General features: G+C 62.5%; 20 protein-coding genes. 14 read left to right on the top strand and 6 right to left on the bottom strand.

The features are described from left to right. Positions 1-143: 143 nt before the first annotated feature. Positions 144-503, bottom strand: coding sequence for a DUF3564 domain-containing protein (locus QEN71_RS16335; RefSeq protein ID WP_201648477.1), 360 nt, complete (start codon positions 501-503; stop codon positions 144-146). Positions 504-739: 236 nt separating this feature from the next. Between QEN71_RS16335 and QEN71_RS16330 the strand changes: the two genes are divergently transcribed. The 3 genes from QEN71_RS16330 (at position 740) to QEN71_RS16320 (ending at position 3,313) form a co-directional block, all read left to right on the top strand. Then, positions 740-1,162, top strand: a complete 423-nt coding sequence (locus QEN71_RS16330) for a rubrerythrin family protein (RefSeq protein ID WP_028363840.1) — start codon at positions 740-742, stop codon at positions 1,160-1,162. A gap of 206 nt (positions 1,163-1,368) precedes the next feature. Further along, on the top strand, positions 1,369-2,706 hold the full coding sequence (locus tag QEN71_RS16325) for a heterodisulfide reductase-related iron-sulfur binding cluster (RefSeq protein WP_201648478.1): 1,338 nt from the start codon (positions 1,369-1,371) through the stop codon (positions 2,704-2,706). Between the two features lie 25 nt (positions 2,707-2,731). Continuing rightward, positions 2,732-3,313, top strand: a complete 582-nt coding sequence (locus tag QEN71_RS16320; protein ID WP_201648479.1) for a DUF3501 family protein — start codon at positions 2,732-2,734, stop codon at positions 3,311-3,313. On the opposite strand, the gene QEN71_RS16315 is transcribed toward QEN71_RS16320, so the two are convergent. Beyond that, positions 3,310-3,774 carry a GNAT family N-acetyltransferase gene (locus QEN71_RS16315; protein WP_201648480.1) on the bottom strand — a complete coding sequence of 155 codons (465 nt, stop codon included), beginning with the start codon at positions 3,772-3,774 and terminating at the stop codon, positions 3,310-3,312. The two genes, QEN71_RS16320 and QEN71_RS16315, sit on opposite strands and share 4 nt — an antisense overlap. Before the next feature lie 102 nt (positions 3,775-3,876). Here QEN71_RS16315 and pdxR point away from each other — a divergent pair, with 102 nt between their 5' ends. The 5 genes from pdxR to QEN71_RS16290 all read left to right on the top strand — a co-directional run bounded on the left by pdxR (position 3,877) and on the right by QEN71_RS16290 (position 8,700). After that, positions 3,877-5,337: a MocR-like pyridoxine biosynthesis transcription factor PdxR gene (gene pdxR, locus QEN71_RS16310; RefSeq protein WP_201648481.1), complete on the top strand. Its 1,461-nt coding sequence runs from the start codon at positions 3,877-3,879 to the stop codon at positions 5,335-5,337. Positions 5,338-5,387: 50 nt separating this feature from the next. Beyond that, positions 5,388-5,924, top strand: coding sequence for an SRPBCC family protein (locus QEN71_RS16305; protein WP_201648482.1), 537 nt, complete (start codon positions 5,388-5,390; stop codon positions 5,922-5,924). 73 nt (positions 5,925-5,997) lie between these two features. Then, positions 5,998-7,080 (top strand): alpha/beta fold hydrolase, encoded by a 1,083-nt coding sequence (locus QEN71_RS16300; RefSeq protein WP_233471683.1) that lies wholly within the window; start codon positions 5,998-6,000, stop codon positions 7,078-7,080. An 85-nt stretch (positions 7,081-7,165) separates the two neighbouring features. Continuing rightward, complete coding sequence (locus QEN71_RS16295; protein WP_290370816.1) at positions 7,166-8,290, top strand: 3-deoxy-7-phosphoheptulonate synthase; 1,125 nt, start codon at positions 7,166-7,168, stop codon at positions 8,288-8,290. Between the two features lie 86 nt (positions 8,291-8,376). After that, positions 8,377-8,700, top strand: a complete 324-nt coding sequence (locus tag QEN71_RS16290) for a thioredoxin family protein (RefSeq protein WP_028363833.1) — start codon at positions 8,377-8,379, stop codon at positions 8,698-8,700. A gap of 9 nt (positions 8,701-8,709) precedes the next feature. Here QEN71_RS16290 and QEN71_RS16285 read toward each other — a convergent pair whose 3' ends face one another. Together QEN71_RS16285 and QEN71_RS16280 are read right to left on the bottom strand one after the other, a co-directional pair. Further along, entirely contained in the window at positions 8,710-9,000 is a 291-nt protein-coding gene (locus QEN71_RS16285; protein WP_201648484.1) for a hypothetical protein, read from the bottom strand. A 73-nt stretch (positions 9,001-9,073) separates the two neighbouring features. Then, complete coding sequence (locus tag QEN71_RS16280; protein ID WP_201648485.1) at positions 9,074-10,054, bottom strand: glutathione S-transferase family protein; 981 nt, start codon at positions 10,052-10,054, stop codon at positions 9,074-9,076. A gap of 154 nt (positions 10,055-10,208) precedes the next feature. On the opposite strand from QEN71_RS16280, the gene QEN71_RS16275 reads away from it, so the two are divergent. From QEN71_RS16275 to QEN71_RS16255, 5 genes are all read left to right on the top strand, one after another. After that, the gene (locus QEN71_RS16275) at positions 10,209-11,123 is read left to right on the top strand and encodes a LysR family transcriptional regulator (RefSeq protein ID WP_201648486.1); all 915 of its coding nucleotides are present in this window, start codon (positions 10,209-10,211) and stop codon (positions 11,121-11,123) included. 217 nt (positions 11,124-11,340) lie between these two features. After that, on the top strand, positions 11,341-11,961 hold the full coding sequence (locus QEN71_RS16270; RefSeq protein ID WP_201648487.1) for a cytochrome b: 621 nt from the start codon (positions 11,341-11,343) through the stop codon (positions 11,959-11,961). Next, a complete protein-coding gene (locus tag QEN71_RS16265) occupies positions 11,961-13,502 on the top strand; it encodes a glycosyltransferase family 2 protein (protein ID WP_233471701.1) in 1,542 nt (513 codons plus the stop codon). Before QEN71_RS16270 ends, QEN71_RS16265 begins: the two co-directional genes overlap by 1 nt. A 294-nt stretch (positions 13,503-13,796) precedes the next feature. Continuing rightward, positions 13,797-14,921, top strand: a complete 1,125-nt coding sequence (locus tag QEN71_RS16260) for an aromatic ring-hydroxylating oxygenase subunit alpha (protein ID WP_201648488.1) — start codon at positions 13,797-13,799, stop codon at positions 14,919-14,921. Positions 14,922-15,098: 177 nt separating this feature from the next. Continuing rightward, positions 15,099-15,563, top strand: a complete 465-nt coding sequence (locus QEN71_RS16255; RefSeq protein WP_201648489.1) for an SRPBCC family protein — start codon at positions 15,099-15,101, stop codon at positions 15,561-15,563. Between the two features lie 144 nt (positions 15,564-15,707). Here the strand turns inward: QEN71_RS16255 and QEN71_RS16250 are convergent, their stop codons facing one another. Both QEN71_RS16250 and QEN71_RS16245 read right to left on the bottom strand, forming a co-directional pair. Beyond that, entirely contained in the window at positions 15,708-16,835 is a 1,128-nt protein-coding gene (locus QEN71_RS16250) for a porin (protein ID WP_201648490.1), read from the bottom strand. 642 nt (positions 16,836-17,477) lie between these two features. Beyond that, positions 17,478-17,663 carry a glycine zipper 2TM domain-containing protein gene (locus QEN71_RS16245; RefSeq protein WP_201648491.1) on the bottom strand — a complete coding sequence of 62 codons (186 nt, stop codon included), beginning with the start codon at positions 17,661-17,663 and terminating at the stop codon, positions 17,478-17,480. Positions 17,664-17,892: 229 nt separating this feature from the next. Here QEN71_RS16245 and QEN71_RS16240 point away from each other — a divergent pair, with 229 nt between their 5' ends. Further along, on the top strand, positions 17,893-18,249 hold the full coding sequence (locus tag QEN71_RS16240) for a YciI family protein (RefSeq protein ID WP_201648492.1): 357 nt from the start codon (positions 17,893-17,895) through the stop codon (positions 18,247-18,249). Positions 18,250-18,278: the final 29 nt, after the last annotated feature.

The following is an 18,278-nucleotide window of genomic DNA, read 5'->3' as shown; positions in this document are numbered from 1 at the left end:
GCAAAAGCGTCATGACGCATTGCGGCGCGCATGGCAATTTATACGCGCGAGTGCGCGAGCGAAGAGACGATGCCAACAGATCGGGATGATGGCCCGCGCCCGCGAGGGGGAGGTGCGGGGCGGGCTTCGAATGTGTCGCCGGATCAGCGGCCGAACACGCTGTGTTCAGCGTTGACAGGCAAGCGGTCGACGGCCTGCAGGCGCCAATAACCGCTCATCGGCGTGCGCGTGCGGTCCGACGACCACGCCGCGCTGCCTTGTACCGAACTGACCCGCTGTCGCGGGTCGACGTGCAGGCCATTCAACGTGCATAAGGGTGCGTCTGCGCTCGGCGCGCAGAGCTTGGTGACGCCGTCCTCGTCATGAAGTTCGCCCCATGGGGGCAGGTCGATCCCATCGTGTGCTTCTCTCGACCAGCGACGTTCGTCTGTATCGAGCCATAGCACCGCATAGTCGTGATTGACGGTGGGGTCCGAACCGTTGATCAGTATCGTCAGCCGCATGCAGAATTCCCCCGAAGAAATTGAGTATGTGCGCTTCATCAGTCTACGTCGGGCCGAACGTTATGCAAGGCCAACCGGCAATCGACTATCGGAAGGATTGAAAAACCCAATTGGGAACGTATCGCCGACCTCCTAGATTTAAGGCACGGCTCAGGTGCGCGCGTCTGGCCGGTCTTTGCCCAACAGAAACGCAAAAAACGCGCGCTCCCACATACAGGCTTTGGATGGAGGCTCAGATGTCGCAACTCAAGGGTTCGAAGACGGAGGAGAATCTGAAGGCCGCATTTGCGGGCGAATCGCAGGCCAATCGCCGTTATCTGTATTTCGCGGCAAAGGCCGATGTCGAGGGACAGAACGACGTCGCAGCGCTATTCCGCTCGACAGCGGAAGGCGAAACGGGCCACGCACACGGCCACCTCGAATATCTGGAAGTCGTGGGCGATCCGGCAACGGGTTTGCCGTTCGGTTCGTCGCGTCAGAACCTGCAGGCGGCGATCGCGGGCGAGACGCACGAATACACCGACATGTATCCCGGCATGGCCAAGACGGCGCGCGATGAAGGCTTCGACGAAATCGCGAACTGGTTCGAAACGCTGGCGAAGGCGGAACGCAGCCACGCGAATCGCTATACGAAGGCGCTGGAAGCACTGGTCGATTGAGTGGTCGAAGCGCCGGCCGAGCAGCCGGCGCAACTGTACTGACGCGAGATCGAGCGAGACGATCACGATTTCGCGCGTGCCGTAGCGCGCGTTTCATCGACATACAAGGAACGGACGCGCATATAACAAGCCCCGCAACTACGTTGCATCCGACGGGAACAACGCGCTCGAGCGCGTGCTCCACGTCGACACAGGAGACTCACGCCATGCCTCACAAGGAAGGCAGTCTCGAGGCGCCGATTCGTCATCCGCTCGACTGGAAATCGGATGCCTTCTACGATCAGGATGCGATCGATCAGGAGTTGACACGCGTATTCGACATCTGCGCCGGATGCAGGCGGTGCGTGTCGTTGTGCGGCGCATTCCCGACGCTTTTCGATCTCGTCGACGAAACCGACACAGGCGAGGCGCATGAAGTCGACAAGACGAAGTTCGGCGCCGTGGTCGATCAATGCTATCTGTGCGACCTGTGCTACATGACGAAGTGTCCATACGTGCCGCCGCATCAGTGGAACGTGGATTTTCCGCATCTGATGCTGCGCGCCAAAGCTGCCGCGTACAAGCGCGGCGAAGTCCAGATGCGCGACAAATTCCTGTCGAACACCGACGCACTCGGCACCTTCGCGGGCATTCCCATCGTCACGCAGACGGTCAACGCGGTGAATCACACAGGCGTGGCGCGCGACCTCATGGAAAAGGCGCTCGGCGTCGACAAAAAAGCGTGGCTGCCCGATTTCGCCGCGCGCAAGTTTCGCAGTGCCGCGAAGAAGTCGCCGCAAGCACAGGCGAAGGACGGCGAGCGCACGCCCGGTAAGGTCGCGATCTACGCAACGTGCTACGTGAATTTCAACGAGCCGGGCATCGGCCACGATCTGCTGGCCGTGCTCGCACACAACGACATTCCGTACGAACTCGTCGCAAGCGAAGCATGCTGCGGCATGCCGTTGCTGGAGCAGGGCAATCTTGACGGCGTCGCGGCGAAGAAAGGGAAGAACATGCCGGTACTCGCGCGTTATGCACGCGACGGCTACGCGATCATCGGCGCGATTCCGAGTTGCGTGCTGATGTACAAGCACGAACTGCCGCTGATGTTTCCCGACGATGCCGACGTGCGCGCCGTCAGCGAAGCATTCTGGGATCCGTTCGAATACTTCGTCGCGCGTCATCGCGATGGCCTGCTGAAGACCGACTTCAACACGCCGCTCGGCAAGGTGTCGTATCACGTGCCGTGTCATGCGCGCGTGCAGAACATCGGACGCAAGACGTCCGAGACTTTCGCGCTCGTGCCCGATACGCAGGTGACCGTGGTCGAGCGCTGTTCGGGACACGCGGGCACATTCGGCGTGAAGAAGGAGTTTCACGCAATGGCGATGAAGATCGGCACGCCCGTCTTCAAGGCGATGGCGCAGCCGCAGCCCGATTACATCTCGTCGGATTGCCAGCTTGCGGGGCATCATATCGAACAGGGTTTCGACGAAAACAACCTGCCGAAAACACAGCTCGCGCATCCGCTGACGCTGCTGCGCAAGGCATACGGCCTTTGATCTTCAATCTTCTGCGAGGACAAGAATGAGCATCGCGAGGAACTCCCTGCTGTCGCTCGAAAACTATGCGAAGACGCGCAAGACGATGCGCGAGCAGGTCATCGAGCACAAGAAGAGCCGCATCGTCAGGCTCGGCAATCACCTGACGTTCCTGTTCGAAGATGAGCTGACGATCCGCTATCAGATCCAGGAAATGCTGCACATCGAAAAGATTTTCGACGAAGACGGCATACAGGGCGAACTCGAAGCGTACCTGCCGCTCGTGCCTGACGGCAGCAACTTCAAGGCGACGATGCAGATCGAGTACGAGAACGAAGTGGAGCGACGCGCGGCGCTGTCGCGACTGATCGGCGTCGAGGACAGCGTTTTCATGAAAGTGGACGGCGAGGAACCTGTCTACGCGATCGCCGACGAAGACCTCGAACGCGAGAACAACGAGAAGACCTCAGCCGTGCATTTCGTGCGCTTCGAACTGACGCCTGGGATCAAGGCCCGCTTGCGTGACGGCGCGGCCTTGCTGATCGGCTGCGATCATCCGAACTATCCCGTCGACCTGCAAACCGTTCCCGACGACGTTCGGCGATCGCTCGTCAAAGATCTCAGTTAAAGCGGCTTGCGATACACGACGAATCCCGACAGGTCCGCGACCTTGTCGTAAAGCTGCATGGCCGTGCGATTCGATTCGTGCGTGAGCCAGTACACGCGCTCAGCATGCGCGGCCTTCGCCGCTGCATAGACGGCTTCGATCAGCGCACGGCCCACACCTTTGCCGCGCTCGGAATCGAGCGTGAACAGGTCGTGCAGATAGCACGTCGGCCCCTTCATCAACGTGCTGCGGTGATACAGGTAATGCACGAGGCCCACCAGCGTGCCGTCCGCGCGTTCGGCCACCATCGCGTGCATCGGTTCGAGTCCGTCGAAGAAGCGCGACCACGTGAGCTGCGTGATTTCGCGCGGCAGCGCCGTATCGTCGAAGCGGCCATAAAAGCGGTTGTAGCCGTCCCACAACGGCAACCACGCTTCGTAATCGGCGGGAACGACGGGGCGGATCTTCACGGCTTGTGTCACGGGTAGCGCTCCTTGCTTATATCGACAGGTATCGTCGAAGCATAGGGTTTCTGTGGCACCATTGTTAGCTCCACGTCGAATGCAAAATCTGGAGCCACACAATTGGATTACGGGCTGTTGATGTCGAGCTTCGCGAGCCAGTCGGCAGAACGTAAGCTCACGCAGCAATCGCTGCTTTACGAAAGCCTGCGCCATGCCATCCTGAACGGCGACATTCGCCACGGCAGCCAGCTCGTGCCAACGCGCGCGCTCGCCGAGCAACTCGGCATCGCACGGAATTCGGTGCTGTACGCGTATGAGCGGCTCGCCGAAGAAGGGTTTATCGCGGCGAGTCGTCATGGGTCGGTCGTCAGTTGTGTTGCGATGCCATCGGCGAATGCGGAAGCCGTCAGCGCGACGCCCGTCAGTCGATTGTCGCGGCGCGTCGCCGGATTGCCGCATGAGCGTGGCGTGCGCGGCACGCCATCGCCGTTTCAGGCGGGCGTGCCCGCGCTCGACGAGTTTCCCGTTGCGCAATGGCGTGCGTCGATGGAACGCGCATGGCGCTCCGTCGATGCACGCGATCTCGGCTACGGCTATCACGCGGGTCATCCGTCGCTCAGGCGCGCGGTGGCCGAATATGTGCGCGTGTCGCGCGGCGTGCGCTGCACGGCCGATCAGGTGTTCATCACGTCGGGCACGCATACGAGCCTCGACCTGTGCGCGCGCATGCTCGCCGATCCCGGCGATACCGTGTGGCTCGAAAACCCCGGCTATCACGGCGCGAGAATTGCGTTTCAGTCGGCGGGACTGAACATCGTGCCGATTCCCGTCGACGCCGCCGGTCTCGCACCCACGGAGGAACACTGGCAGCGCACGCCGCCGCGTCTCGTCTACATCACGCCGTCGCATCAATATCCGCTCGGCAGCGTGTTGAGTCTGGAGCGGCGCTGGTCGATCATCGACAACATCGTCGAACGCGGCGCGTGGATCATCGAAGACGACTACGACAGCGAACTGCGCCACAGCGGTCCGCCGCTGCCATCGGTGCAAGGATTGCGCGATGCCGCGCCCGTCGTCTATCTCGGCACGTTCAGCAAGACGATGTTCCCCGCGCTGCGCATCGGCTTCATGATCGTTCCTGCGAGCCTCGCGCCGGAGATCGGCGGCGTAATCGGCGAGATGTCGCGGCAAGGGCGCGTCGCGGATCAGGTCGCGCTCGCCGATTTCATCGAAAGCGGCAAATACGCGCGCCACTTGCGGCGCATGCGCCGCATCTATCAGCAGCGGCGCGAAGCGATGGTCGGCGCGATCTATACGCATATGAACGATCTCGTGACGGTTTCGTCCGACGGCAGCGGCATGCACCTGACGATGCGGCTCGATGCTCCCTTGCAGGACCGCGACGTGAGCGCTGCGCTGCGCGAGCGTGGCATCGCGGTTTCGCCGTTGAGCACGTATTGTCACGAGGGCGAAGACGCCGAACGCTTCAACGGCTTCATGCTCGGCTATGCGGGTGTGCGTCCCGACAAGGCCGACCGGCTGATCGCGGAACTCGCCGCGGCGATCCGTTCTCTGACCTGAAGCATCTGAAGCAGGCAACTGAGGCGAAGCAACTTTCAGGGAGAAACACGATGAACACGAACGAAGCACTCGGCGTTTTCGACGGCACGCATACCGTGCGTTTCGAACGTCTGCTGCCCGGCCCGATCGAGCGCGTGTGGGCGTATCTGACGGAATCCGACAAGCGCAGCCAGTGGCTTGCCTCCGGCGCGATCCCACCGCAGACGGGCGGCGATTTCATCATGCATTTCGATCACTCGCTGCTGGCGGCGACGCCAGAAGTTCCGCCCGAGCCGTATCGGCAATATGCGGGTGGACATGAGTCGTTGCATCGACTGGTGCGCTTCGAGCCGCCTCATGTACTCGCGTTCACGTGGGGCAGCATTCAGGACAATCTGTCGGAAGTGACGTTCGAACTGTCGGAAGCGGGCGATCAGGTGAAGCTCGTGCTGACGCATCGCAATCTGTCGGATCGCGACGAGCAACACGATGTCGGCCCCGGCTGGCACAGTCATCTCGACGTACTGCGCGAGCGTTTGAACGGCGGCGCGCCCGCGTCGTTCTGGAAGCTCTTCGAGCAGGTCAAGGCGCGGTACGACGCGTTGTGAAGTCCGCGCGAACGCGGGTTTCCGTCATCGTGTACGATCCCAAGCCATCGCGTACACGTTGACGGAGACCACCGTGTTTCGTTCGATCCTCATCCGCCTTGCCGTATTCATCACGCTTGCGCAGGCTTTCACGCCCGTTTTCGCAGCAACAGACGCCCCCGAACATGCCGCCGATTTCATCGCGCATGACTTCCGCTTTTCCGACGGCACGGTCTTTCCCGAACTGCGCATCCACTACGTGACGCTCGGCACGCCGCAACGCGACGCGCATGGCGACATCACCAACGCCGTATTGCTGTTGCACGGCACGACGGGCACGGGCAAAGCCTTCCTCACGCCGCTGATGCGCAGGGAACTGTTCGCCGCCGGCGAGCCGCTCGACACGCAGCGCTATTTCATCGTGATTCCCGATGGCCTCGGACGCGGCGGCTCGACCAAGCCGAGCGACGGCATGCGCACGAAGTTTCCGCATTACGGCTATGGCGACGTCGTCGAAGCGAATCACAGGCTGCTCGTCGACGGGCTCAAGGTGCGGCATCTGAAGCTCGTGCTCGGTACGTCGATGGGCGGCATGCAGACGTGGATGTGGGGTGAGCGCTATCCGGGCATGGCTGACGCGCTGATGCCCATCGCCAGCCAGCCGATCGCGATGGCGGGCCGCAACTGGCTGTGGCGGCAGATGATCGTCGGCGCGATTCGCAGCGATCCCGGCTGGCAGGACGGCAACTACACGACGCCGCCCACGCAATGGACGCGCGCGATGCCCGTCTTCACGCTGATCACGGGCAACGCGGCGCGCATGCAGGAACAGGCGCCCGATCGCGCGGCCGCGACGCGCCTGACGGAATCGATCGTGACGGAGGCCGCGAAAAGCGATCCGAACGATGTGTTGTACTGGTTCGAATCGTCGTGGGACTACGACCCGGAGCCGAATCTCGGCGCGATTCGCGGGCGTCTGTTCGCCGTCAATTTCACCGACGACCTGATCAACGCCACCGATCTCGGCGTGATGCAGCGGCTGATCGGCAAGGTGCCGCAAGGTCGATATGTGGAGATGCCGGAGACGGCGCAATCGTACGGACATCAGACGCTCGCGCACCCCGAAGTGTGGAAGCCGTACCTGATCCAGCTGATGAACGGCACAAGCGGCACGTGACACGCGCGGCCTTCACGGCTGCGTCTGCCGCACGGCGAGTGCGATAATCGTGATCGCCCCAAATAATGCAGAGCTGGAGAATACCGTGAGCCGCATCGACAACCCCGCACGCGACCAGGAAGCCGGCGTCGCCGATTCCACCCAGGACACCACGCGCATCGACGACACGCGCATCGGCGCGGTGCGTCCGCTGATTTCGCCCGCGCTGCTGCTCGACGAACTGCCGTGCCCGCCGGGCGTGCAGTCGCTGGTCGAAAAGAGCCGCGTCGAGATCGCCGACATCCTGCATGACCGCGACGACCGGCTCGTTGTCGTCGTGGGTCCGTGCTCGATTCACGATCACGATCAGGCGATGGAATACGCGCACAAGCTGAAAGTCGCCGCCGACGCGTTGCGCGACGACCTGATGATCGTGATGCGCGTGTACTTCGAGAAGCCGCGTACGACGGTCGGCTGGAAGGGCTATATCAACGATCCGCGTCTGGACGGCAGCTTCCGCATCAACGAAGGCCTGCGCCGCGCGCGTGAACTGCTGCTCGAAATCAGCAGCCTCGGGCTGCCGACGGGTACCGAATTCCTCGACCTGCTGAGCCCGCAGTACATCGCGGACCTGATCGCGTGGGGCGCGATCGGCGCGCGCACGACGGAAAGCCAGAGCCACCGGCAACTGGCGTCGGGTCTGTCGTGTCCGATCGGCTTCAAGAACGGCACGGACGGTGGCGTGCAGATTGCCGCCGATGCGATCGTCGCGGCAGCCGCGAGCCACGCGTTCATGGGCATGACGAAAATGGGCATGGCCGCAATCTTCGAAACGCGCGGCAACGACGACGCGCACGTCATCCTGCGCGGCGGCAAGAAAGGCCCGAACTACGACGCAGCGGGCGTCGAAGAAGCGTGCGCCGCGCTGCGCAAGGTCGGCTTGCGCGAACAGGTGATGGTCGACTGCTCGCACGCGAACTCGAACAAGTCGCACGACCGGCAGATCGACGTCGCGCAGGACCTGGCGAACCAGCTCTCGGGCGGCGACAAGCGGATCGTCGGCGTGATGATCGAGAGTCATCTGGAAGCGGGGCGCCAGGATCTGAAGCCGGGTGTGCCGCTTGCTCGCGGTGTATCGATCACCGACGCATGCATCGGCTGGGCGCAAACCGAGCCCGTGTTGCAGACGCTCGCGCAAGCCGTCCGCGCGCGTCGTCAGCGCAACGCATAAGAGCAGGGCGTCGGCGCGTTTCTTCGATCACGGGCAACATGGCGCATCACAAGTCGCGCGCCGCGTTGTCCGGCACATGGAGAGATATGACTACCGCGAACCAATACTCGAAGACTGCGCCGAGCCGCGCGGATGTCGACGCCATGGCGGGTGTGACCGTCGTCGAATTCGGCACCGACTGGTGCGGCTACTGCCAGGGCGCGCAGCCGGTGATCGGCAAGGCGTTCGGCCAGCATCCGGGCACGCGTCATCTGAAGATCGAAGACGGACCGGGCCGGCCGCTCGGGCGCTCGTTCAAGGTCAAGCTCTGGCCGACGCTGATCTTCATGCGCGACGGCGTCGAAGTGGCGCGTGTCGTGCGGCCGACGGACGCCGCGCAGATCGAAGAGGCGTTTGCTGCCGTCGCGTAAGCGTAGGCGTCAGCTCTTCGGGAAATCGCCGAACAGGCTGTTCAAGTCTTTCGTATCGTCCGATTCCGACAGGTTGTATTCCTTCTGCACGGCCTTGAGCACGTCGTTCACGGTGCGCTCGAAGCCGATCGCATTGCCGAAATGCTTCATCGTCCAGTTGCAGCCGTTCACGTCCGGCTCCTGCATTTGCGGACGCGGCACGCGAATCTTCACGCCATCCTCGACCACTTCCGGCGCGCGATGAATGCGCCGGTTCACTTCGTCCTGTAGCTGGGATGCGGTGCGTGTCTTGCGTAGCATGTGAGTCTCCTGCGATTCAAACGACGTTCGCGGACAGTCTAGCGCAACGCACGCACCGCGCTTTCGCAGCGCGTCACGCAAACCGAGCGCGATCGTGCGGCGCGTTGAAATCCTGCACAGGACCGAGCGGCACGATGCCCGTCGGATTCACCGACCGATGGCTCACGTAGTAATGCCGCTTGATGTGCCCGAAATTCACCGTCGCGGCCACGCCGCGATGCTGATAGATATCGCGCGTATAAGCGGACAGATTCGGATAGTCCGAGATGCGCCGCAGATTGCACTTGAAGTGTCCGAAGTACACGGCATCGAAACGGATCAGCGTCGTGAAAAGGCGGATGTCCGCTTCCGTCAAACGGTTGCCCGTCAGAAAGCGCTGCTTCGAGAGCTTCTGGTCGAGCCAGTCGAGCGTCTCGAACAAAGGCGCGACGGCCTCTTCGTACGCTGCCTGCGTCGTCGCGAATCCTGCCTTGTAGACGCCGTTGTTGACCGTGTCGTAGACGCGCGCGTTGATCGCGTCGATCTCGGCGCGCAGCGGCGGCGGATAGAAGTCGCCCGGTTCCGCGCCGAGTTCGTCGAACGCCGAGTTCAGCATGCGGATGATTTCCGACGACTCGTTGCTCACGATCGTCCGCTGATGCTTGTCCCAAAGAATCGGCACCGTCACGCGGCCGCTGTAGTGCGGGTCGGCGGCAACATACACGTCGCGCAGAAATTTCGCGTGATTGAGCGAGTCGGGCACGACGCCGGGACCGTCGGCGAACGTCCAGCCGTCGCCGAGCATCAGCCAGTGCACGACGGACACGCTGATCATGTCCTCCAGCCCCTTCAGCGCGCGCACGATCAGCGCGCGATGCGCCCACGGACACGCGAGGCTCACATACAGGTGATAGCGTCCCGCTTCGGCTTCGAAACCGTCGCGGCCGGTCGGCCCGGCTTCGCCGTCGGGCGTGACCCAGTTGCGGAAGACGGCGTCCGTGCGCACGAAGCGGCCGCCCGTCGATGCCGTGTCGTACCACTTGTCCTGCCATTGACCGTCGACTAGCAATCCCATGTTGATGCTCCTTGTTTCCTTTGCGTGGCGCGAGTCGCAGCTCGTCGGGCGATGTTAGCCGCGGGGCGGAACATCGGCAGAAGACCCTATGATGGACCGCCGTCCGTGTTTTGCCGTACGATTTTCCCGTTCATCTCATTCGACAGGTTCGAACATGTTGACCGACGACGAGCTTGCCCTGCTCGAAGCGATACGCGAAAGCGGCAGCTTGTCGCGCGCGGCGGCGCGACTCGGCAAGGCTCCGTCGACGGTATCGCACGCGGCGCGCCAGCTCGAAACACGTTTCGACGCACTGCTGTTCGACCGCCGTCGCTATCGGCTGCAGCTGACGCCCGCCGGCCAGCTGCTCGCCGACGAGGCCGCGCGGCTGATGCAGGACGTGTCGCGCATGACGCAGCGCGTGCGGCAGATCGCGAGCGGTTGGGAAGACCGCCTGTGGATCGTCACCGACGAACTGCTCGAGTTCGAAACCTTCATGCCCGTCGTCCACGCGTTCGACGCGCTGCAATCGGGCGTCAAGCTGCGTGTGACGACGGAAGTGCTCGGCGGCACGTGGGAAGCGTTGCGCGACGGCCGCGCGGACGTGATCGTCGGCGCGACCAACGAGCCGCCCGCCATTCCCGGCCTGCGCTGGTTCGAACTGGGCGTGGTCGACTGGGTGTTCGCGATTTCGCCGCGTCACGCGCTCGCGAGCATCAAGGAACCGCTGCGGCGCGAGCAGATCGCGAAGCAGCGCGGTATCGTCGTCGCCGATTCGTCGCGAGCGAGCGGACGCGCTTACGGGCTGCTCGGCGGACAGACTTCGCTCGCGGTGCCCAGCATGCGTGCGAAAATCCTCGCGCAGCGCGACGGGCTCGGCGTCGGCTGGCTGCCGCGTCAGCGCGTCGCTTCGTTGCTCAAGCGCGGCGAACTCGTCGAAAAAGACACCGCCGATCCGCGCGAACCCAACGTGCTGTACGTGGCGTGGCGCGGCGATCAGGAAGGCCGCGCACTGAAATGGTGGCTCGACCAGTTGCGCGAGCCGCGTCTCGCCAAACGGCTGGTGCAGGGGATCGACCAGTTCGCATGACGGACGGCCGGAACCATCGGCGGCCGCGTGCAACGAACGGTAACGCGACGGAAACCCGCGGCTCGCACGTTGAAGGAATAAAGCGGCGGGATCGGGCGTTCTGTTGATAAGACGATAGCAATGCGTGACAGAAGCGCGCGACAGCAGCGCGCGACAGCAGTCCGCCCGCTTGCACATTGCTTTCGCCGCCCCTACCGATTTCCAACCAGAACGGCTCATGAACACATCGACAACATCCCGCACGGCCGCGCGCGACGGCATCGACGCGCTTTCCGCGCCGGCGCATGCGTCCCGCTACACCCGCACGGCGATGATCCTGCACTGGCTGATCGCCGTGCTGATCATCGTGAACGTGGTTCTCGGCCTTTCCGCCGATTCGTTGCCTGACGACTGGGTGCGCCCCGTCATCGATACGCACAAGTCGATCGGCATCACGGTGCTCGGTCTCGCGCTGCTGCGCGTGCTGTGGCGCGCGTCGCACCGGCCGCCGCCGCTGCCGCGCGAGTTTCCGTCGTGGGAACGGATGGCCGCGCATGTCGCGCATTTCCTGCTGTACTTCCTGATGATCGCGCTGCCGCTGTCGGGCTGGATGCACGACTCCGCATGGAAGGCAGCCGCGACGCATCCGATGCATCTGTTCGGCGTGATCCCGTTTCCGCGCATCGGCCTGATCATGAATCTCGATCCCGCCGTGAAAGAGCCGCTGCACGACCGGTTCGGCATGTTGCACACGTATCTCGGCTACGCGCTATATGCGCTGCTGGCGATGCATATCGGCGGCGCGCTGAAGCATGAGCTGCTCGACCGTCATTCCGTCATCAAGCGGATGGTGCCGTGATGGACATCGATGTGATCGACGAAGACGTCACGCTGATAAACCCTGCATTGGCCGGCGAGCCGTCGAATGCAGCGGGCTCGCGTCCGAAGCTGTCGCTGCGCGAAGCGCTCGCCGCTGCGTCGCCGCGCATCAACCCGCGCAAGGGGACGTGGCAGAGCGCCGTGATTCACGGCAGCGTGACCGCGCTGTGGCTGCTGCTGTTCGCGCGTGCGTTCTTTCTGCATGGCGCGCTCGCGTGGTCGACGGGCATCGCTTACGTGCTTTACGACACGCTGCTGCTCGCGTTCGTGACGGTGAAGACCTTGCCGCTGATTCGCCGCTCGCTACCCGCGCACCGTTCCGCCGACGCCGCGGACCTGCCGTCGATGGGCGTGATCGTCGCCGCGCACAACGAGGCGGGCGTGCTGCCCGTGACGCTCGCCGCGCTGCTGCGGCAGACGCATGGCCCGGCGCAGATCGTGATTGCCGACGACGGTTCCACCGACGGCACGCGCGATCTGCTGACGCGCCGCTTCGGCCTCGTCGAGCCGGTGCCGGGCGAACTGAGCGCACCCAGCAGCCGCTATCCGAATCTGTACTGGCTGCGCGTGCCGCATGGCGGGAAAGCGCCCGCGCTGAACGCCGCGATCGAAGTGATGACGACGGAAACGGTCATGACCGTCGACGCCGACACGCTGCTCGCCGACGACGCGACGCTGGCGATGCGCGCGGCCTTCGCGCAATCGCCGAAGCTGGTCGCGGCGACGGGCATCCTCGTGCCCGTCTGCGATCGCACGGCGAGCGGACGCGTGTTCCAGTGGTTCCAGACCTACGAATACATGCGCAACTTCATCGCGCGTTTCGCGTGGATGCGGGCCGACAGCCTGCTGCTGGTGTCGGGCGCGTTTGCGTCGTTTCAGCGCAAGGCGCTGGTTGCCGTCGGCGGGTTCGATGGGCAATGCCTCGTCGAAGATTACGAACTGATTCACCGGCTGCGGCGCTATTCCGTCGATCGCGATCTGGGCTGGGAAGTCCGGGTGGTCGGCGACGCACATGCGCAGACGGAAGCGCCCGCGACGCTCGGCGCGTTCCTGCGCCAGCGCCGCCGCTGGTTCGCGGGCTTCCTGCAGACGCAGTACTGGAATCGCGACATGACGGGCAACGCGCGCTACGGCACGCTCGGCCGTCTGATGCTGCCCGTCAAGGCGTTCGACACGATGCAGCCCATCTACGGCCTGACCGCGTTCGCGCTGCTGCTGGGCTTCGTGTTCGGCGGTCATGGGACGATCGTCGTGTCGATTTTCAGCGTGATCGGGCTCAAGACGGCGATCGACCTCGCGTTCTACGTGTGGAGCATCCATCTGTATCGCCGCTGGACGGGGCTCACGCGCGGCACGAGTCTGCCGATGGCCGTGGCCGCCGCGATCGCCGAGCCGTTCACGTTCCAGTTGCTGCGCCACACGGGCGCGGCGCTCGGCTGGCTGCAATTTTTGCGCGGCGGCAAGACGTGGGGCAAACAGCATCGCGCGGGTCTGGTCGGCGCGACGCAGGCGACGCGTTGAGCGTCGTTCGCGCATATGGGCGCTCATATCAGCGTGATATGACGTCGTTGAGCGCAATTTGAGCGTTGCGATTGCAACGAACCGCAAAGGCGGCGCTTCGGCGCCGCTTTTGTTTTTGGCGCGGCAGCGAAGGGCCGGGGCAGGTCGGTAAGCTCTACCGGCACACTACCTGCGGTCAGCCCTCATGATTCTCGGCGGCGACTTCTAGTAGACTGGGCGGGACATCGGATTACCAACTATCACACCGGCTCGGTCCCCGCGACCAGCCGACCGTTGTACCGGGAGGCCTCGTTCATGCATGTAGTCGCTCCGTTGGACAGCAGTTCCGTCGATAACACTAACAAACCCGCCGTGCGCGATCTGCGTCGCGTCGACATCCATCCCGATCACTGGTATCCGCTCGCCTGGTCGCGCGAAGTGAAGCGCGGCAAGACGCACGCCGTGCGTTTCGCTGGCGAGCCGATCGTGCTGGCGCGTACGGAATCGGGCAAGGTGATCGCGCTGGAGGATCGCTGCGCGCATCGACAGGTTCCGCTGAGCGGCGGCGTGGTGGACGGCGAGGCGATCCGCTGCGGCTATCACGGCTGGACCTACGACTGCTCGGGCAAATGCATCGACGTGCCGTATCTGGGCCGTGAACGCCTGCCGAACGGTGTGCGCGCGTATCCGTGCCGCGAATCGGAAGGGCTGATTTTCGTGTTTCCCGGCAAAGCCGAACTCGCCGAAACGATGCCGCTGCCGCCGCTCGGCTCGGTCGCCGACAAAGCCTACAAGACGCGCCGCTTCGGCCGCGAAGTGGCTTGCCATTACTCGTTCATGCACGAAAACCTGATGGACATGAACCATCAGTTTTTGCATCGCAAGCAGATGGGCAAGATGCGCGCACGTTCGCTCGGACGGCGGCGCGGCGACGACTGGGTCGAAGTGGACTACACGTTCGCGCGCGAAGCGGGCCAGCAGCCGATCGGCGAGGCGCTCGTGTTCGGGCAGAGCCGCAACAGCACGCGGGAAGATCACAAGGATGTGATGACGATCCGCACGCAGTATCCGTTTCAGACGCTGAAGATTCGCACGTCGGACGGGACGATCGTGATGGACCTGTGGATCTGCTATGTGCCGCTCGATAGCGAACAGCGCACCAATCGCACGTTCGGCCTCCTGTCGATCAAGCGGCCGAAGATCGGCGCGTTGCTCGACATCGCGTGGCCGCTGCTGGTGTGGTTCACCGAGCGCATCTTCGCGGAGGATCGCTGGATCGTCGAACTCGAACAGGCCGCGCACGACGCGCAGGGCGCGGACTGGAATCACGAAGTCTTTCCGGTGATCAACGATCTGCGCGATCTCTTGCGGCAGTGCGGTGCGCCTGCGGCGCGGCGCGTGATTCCGATCGAGCCGTCGGCGGAGTCGGTTGCCATCTGATCTTTGCCTCTATTGATCGGACCTTAGGCGCTTCAACGTTCGGCATCGCGCATTCATTGCGCGTTTTACCCTGAGCGTCGCGCGCCGCATGCGTTCGATACTTCGACAATGCACTATGCTTGAATAGTCCGCCCGGCATCGGGCGGACGCGGCGTATTGTTCGAAGGAGGCTGTCTCATGTCCGAGGATGGCGACGCAACTCCGCCTATCGCGGATCTGCAAATCGTATCGACGCGCGTGTTCGATTTTCCGCGCGATCTCGTCTTCAGCGCGTGGACAGACGCGGCGCACCTCGCGCACTGGTGGGGCCCCAAGGGCTTCACCAATTCCTTCCACGAATTCGATCTGCGTCCCGGCGGCAACTGGCGCTTCGTGATGCACGGGCCGGATGGCGTCGATTATAAAAATCACAGTGTGTTCGTCGAGATCGTCGCGCCCGAGCGGATCGTGTTCGATCATGTGTCCGGGCCGTACTTTCGCGTCACAGCCACCTTCGATTCAATCAGCGACGCGCAGACGCGCATCACGTTTCGCATGCTGTTCGAGACGCCTGCCGTGTGCGCGCAGGTGAAGACGTTCGCGGTCAAGGCGAACGAAGAGAACTTCGACCGGCTGCAGAAGGAGTTGAAGCGGATGGCTTGATGCGTCGCGCTTCCTTGTTCTCTTGCCGATTCAATAGACAAAGCCCGCACGTTCCGGAGAACGTGCGGGCGTCGTGGTCGCCTCGCGGGCCCGAGCTTACGGCGGATCGATCGTACGCATCGATCCGCCGCGCGTCGTGTTCGTTTAGAAGCGGTGACGCAGACCCACCGATGCGACAGCCTGGCGGCGCGACGACGACAGACCCGTCACGTTGCCGTTGTCGATGATGGCAGCGGGAGCGGCGCTGTCGGCAGCGCTCGTGATCTGGTACACGCCTTGTGCGTACACGTCCGTGCGCTTGGACAACGCGAAGTCGCCTTGCAGGCCGAACTGGTTTGCGTGGAAGTTGAAGTCGCTGACTGCGCCCTTGGTGTACGTGTAAGCGGCGCCCAGGCCCAGAGCCGGAGTCAGGTTGTACTTCGCGTTGACTTCGTAGTTGTTCGTATGTGCCGACACGGTCGTGCCCGTGACGTTGTCGATGCGAGCTTGCGTCCATGCAAGGCCGATAACAGCCGGGCCGAACGCGTAGCTTGCGCCCGCACCGAACTGACGCGAACGGAACGTCAGGCCTTCGGGAGCAGCGATGCCGGAGTCAGCGGAATCATAGGCCCCGACGACATTGCCCGCAGCGTTAGCACCGCCGGGGTTGTTCTGCTGCGCATAGCCCGCGCCGATACGCAGGCCAGCGTTTTCGTAACCAGCGCCGAAGCTGTACGCGCGGTTGTTCGCGAACTTCGAGTCGTTCGAGAAACCGTACGTGCCGCCGAACGAAAGGCCGGCGTAGTTCGCGCTCGTGTACTTGATCGAGTTGTTCGTCGCGTCGGCGCTGTTCTTGTCGAGGTGGTCCACGTTGCCGATGTGCGCGAAGTTCGTGCCGCCCCAGCTACCCGTTGCCGACAGCGGCGAGACGAAGTCTTGCATCGCATCGTACTGACGGCCGAGCGTGACCGTACCAGCCTGGCTCGACAGACCGACGAAAGCCTGGCGCGAGAACATCTTGCCGCCCGTCGCCTGCGAACCGTTGTTCAGGTTGAAGCCTTGCTCCAACGTGAAGATCGTCTTCAGGCCGCCGCCGAGGTCTTCGACGCCGCGCAGGCCGAAGCGGTTTTCATCGACGGAGCCGCTTCCGACTGCCCACTGCGAGTGGCCGCCGACGTTGCTGGTGTAGGTGATGCCTGCGTCCAGCGTGCCGTACAGCGTGACGCTGCTCTGTGCGTGGGCGAGCGAGGCGAACGAGGCAGCCACTGCCGTCGCGATCAGAATCTTCTTCATGTGTGCTTCCTTCAGTTCAAGGGGCAATACGAGGCTTGAATACAAACGGACAGCGATGCATGCCACGTCCTGTACGAAGCAAGACAACTCAACTTGCCCTGTTTGGGGAAGCGCAAGTATAGAAAGGTACCCTAACTATCGATTGATAATAGAATTGGAAATGGTTTATTTCCGAAAAAGAAATAAACCATGATGTTCGGATTAGACGATTGATTTAATTTGCGTTTTATTTTTAAGATGAGATATCTATTTTATTGGTATAAATATTATTGTTGTGATATGGCAACGAAAGACTAATGCCGAATAATTTGAGATAAATGCTCTCGGAACAACGTTCGGAAGACGACTAAGCGCCAACAGCTGTAAGCGATGGAGCGTGACAAGCAACACCAAAAAAATGTGTCATAAATCAAAAAGCAAATTGAACGTTTTTATATTATATGGATCATCGAAAAATTGCGAGCTAATCTCAAATTAGCGAATATCGGATTTCTGCGTGGAGACAATAAAAACGTCAAAGAAAATGGATTTTTTCAAATTGGCATAGAAAACACGCAGCAATGTCATTTAAAGAAAGCGAAAAGGCGGCAATCAAATCAGATCGCCACCTTTTCAAAGCTTTTAAACATTTTCCACTCGCCGTCACTTGCCAAGTTCGTGACCGATGATCCCGCCCGCGACGGCGCCGCCCACGGTGCCTACCGTGCTATGCGTCGTCTCGTGGCCCACGTAGCCGCCGGCTGCCGCGCCGCCTACGGTGCATCCCGTCACGAACGGCACCAGCGCAACCGCTGCGATCGCGGCGCGCACGATATAGCGTTTCCACATGTCGTGCCCCTGCATGATTGAACATACCGATGAATCAGCAAGGGTCGTGCCATTTCCGTCAGCGGAATGCCCACTTGCGCAGCAGACCTTTCCCGCCCGCGATGCCACTTTGCTAGACTGCCTTCGCCAGCAGACCACGATTGCTGACATCGCCCGCCGCGCCACCCGGCTCACGAAGTACGGCATCTCTCGAACGCAGCGGTCCCGACAACCGGAACACGGAGTCCCCATGTCTTACATGCTGCTCATCGTCGAACCCACCGAACAACGCGAGGAACGCGGCGAAGTCGCGGGCCGCGCCGTCTACGACCGCATGCTGAAATACCGCGCCGAACTGCAGTCGCGCGGACAACTGATCGCCGCCGAGTCGCTGTCGCCCGCCAAGACGGGTGTGCGCATCGAAAAGCGCGATGGACAGACGCGCCTGCTCGACGGCCCGTTTGCCGAAGCGAAGGAAATGATCGGCGGCTTCTTTCTGCTGAACGTCGATACCTACGACGAAGCCTTCGCGCTAGCCGAGCAATGCCCCGCGGCCGAGTGGTGCACGATCGAGATCCGCAAGGTCGCGCCCTGCTACGAATACTGATATCGCAACGTCGCGAGGGTTTTCCCTGG

The organism is Paraburkholderia sabiae (genome assembly GCF_030412785.1).
In the GTDB taxonomy this organism is placed as follows: Bacteria; Pseudomonadota; Gammaproteobacteria; order Burkholderiales; family Burkholderiaceae; genus Paraburkholderia; species Paraburkholderia sabiae.
Note: the sequence above shows the minus strand (reverse complement) of the source record. Positions and strands in the feature narration are given on the sequence as shown.